General features: G+C 60.0%; 3 protein-coding genes and 1 tRNA gene. 1 reads left to right on the top strand and 3 read right to left on the bottom strand.

Going from position 1 to position 1,769, the window contains the following annotated elements; genetic code table 11:
* The 3 genes from V7M64_RS22070 to V7M64_RS22060 all read right to left on the bottom strand — a co-directional run.
* Window positions 1-242 (bottom strand): heme-binding protein (locus V7M64_RS22070; RefSeq protein WP_333682295.1); only part of this gene is annotated, 242 nt, incomplete at its 3' end.
* A 213-nt stretch (window positions 243-455) separates the two neighbouring features.
* Window positions 456-722, bottom strand: coding sequence for a hypothetical protein (locus V7M64_RS22065; protein WP_333682293.1), 267 nt, complete (start codon window positions 720-722; stop codon window positions 456-458).
* Window positions 723-1,038: 316 nt separating this feature from the next.
* A complete protein-coding gene (locus tag V7M64_RS22060; protein ID WP_333682291.1) occupies window positions 1,039-1,383 on the bottom strand; it encodes a hypothetical protein in 345 nt (114 codons plus the stop codon).
* 180 nt (window positions 1,384-1,563) lie between these two features.
* Here V7M64_RS22060 and V7M64_RS22055 point away from each other — a divergent pair.
* A tRNA-Leu gene (locus V7M64_RS22055) sits at window positions 1,564-1,650 on the top strand.
* Window positions 1,651-1,769 lie beyond the last annotated feature (119 nt).

The following is a 1,769-nucleotide window of genomic DNA, read 5'->3' as shown; positions in this document are numbered from 1 at the left end:
TTGTTGATCATGTCTTCGTAGATCTTCGATTCGCGACGGCCCAGCGACGCCGTGCGAGCCTTTTCCGTGGCGATGTAGGCCGAGATCGGCGCCACGCCATCCAGGCGAATCGAGCCGAGCGGATGACCACCGTCGTCGACGACAACAATCGTGACAGCCCAGTTGTTGGCCTTGGCCTCGGCCTCGGCGGCGACCAGCACCTTTTTCACGTCATCAGCCGTCAGTACGGTTTTTTGCTGCATACCTCTCTCCATCGTTCAGGGTTGAGGCTGCAGTATATCGCGCTCAACCCAGGCAAAATGGCGCAATACCGGCCCCGCGAAGTTGAAACTGCTTCACCTGCGAGCGGCTTGACGCTCATCTTCCACCCTGCTCTGATGCACAGCGTCCCAATGCAAAAAGGCCCGCATCGCTGCGGGCCTTCCGTTTTGCGTTATGGCCTGCCTGATCCGGAATCAGGCCCCGTCGGTGAACGAATCGCGGCGATCGGTGACACGCGCCCCATCCGAATACACGTCGCGCTGTCCCGTGACGCGTGCACCGTCCGTATAAACGTCACGGTTGCCAATGCGTGCGCCGTCGGTATAGACGTCGCGCGTATCGGTAGCTCGCTGGCCACCGCTATAGATATCGTTTTTTACCGGCGCGGCGAATGCCGACGCCGAGAGCGCGGCGAGCGCACCAATTGCTGCGATGGCCGCAAGACGTTGTTTGAATGCCATGTGAATCCCCTTGTTCTGTTTGACGACGGGCGCCGCGCCATCAGGATGCAATTGCAGGAGGCGTTGCTGTGGGAGCGGCGTCACGTGAGGCAGTTTAGGGGGAAACCCCTAGGTCAATATCCAGATCGCTTGACTGGACGCATCAAAAACTTTGAGCGATGAATTTCAAGGGGAACCAACACGCGCAATCTTCCACCACCGGGTACGAAAGAATTCCGGCCTTGATGAGCGCAACGCAACGCGCGGCAAAAGAAAAAGCCCCAGATCGGGGCTTTTTCTGACAAACAGCTTTCAATGACTCGCTTACGGTACCCGCTTAGTGGTGATGACCGTGGCCGTGGCCATGACCGTAGTAGCCACCGTGCCCACGCCAACCCGGGCCATAGTAATAACGGGGGCCACCACCGTAGTAGCGTGGCGCGCCGTAGTACACCGGTGCAGGGCGAACAACTACCGGCGGCGGGCCGTAATAAACCGGAGCCGGAGCCACAACCACCGCGGGAGGCGGTGCATAGTAGGCCGGTGCCGGCGGATAGTAGGCGGGACCGCCCACCACGACGCCCGGAACACCGATCGCCACGTCGACGTTCACACGCGCCATTGCAGCGCCAGACGCCAGCGCGGCGGCCACACCGAATGCTGCGAACAACCAACGTTTCATGATCGTGCCTCTACGAGTTAGGAGGATTCCTGATGCTCACTATTGTACGAGGTCACGGAATTGCAGGTGAAACGGCGGTATCGACATTGTTACTGGCGGTAACAGCGGGATCACAAATGGCAGGTGTTGTATCCGGCTTGCTTCCTGCGGTCGAAGCCACCACAATACCGGGCTTGCCGTGCGGCCGTGGAGAAATTGGTAGACTCAGCAGACTTAAAATCTGCCGCCTTTCCGGGCTTACGGGTTCGAGTCCCGTCGGCCGCACCAACGCTCCCCAGCTATCCGTTGCCGGGACCGATTCACACCAGAATCGCACAGAGCGCAGCGCCCACCACCATCAGGAAGACGAACAGCAAGCCCGCCAGAGCCAGTGGCTTGCGGCCAGC

Source organism: Dyella sp. (assembly GCF_036746095.1).
In the GTDB taxonomy this organism is placed as follows: Bacteria; Pseudomonadota; Gammaproteobacteria; order Xanthomonadales; family Rhodanobacteraceae; genus Dyella_B.
Note: the sequence above shows the minus strand (reverse complement) of the source record. Positions and strands in the feature narration are given on the sequence as shown.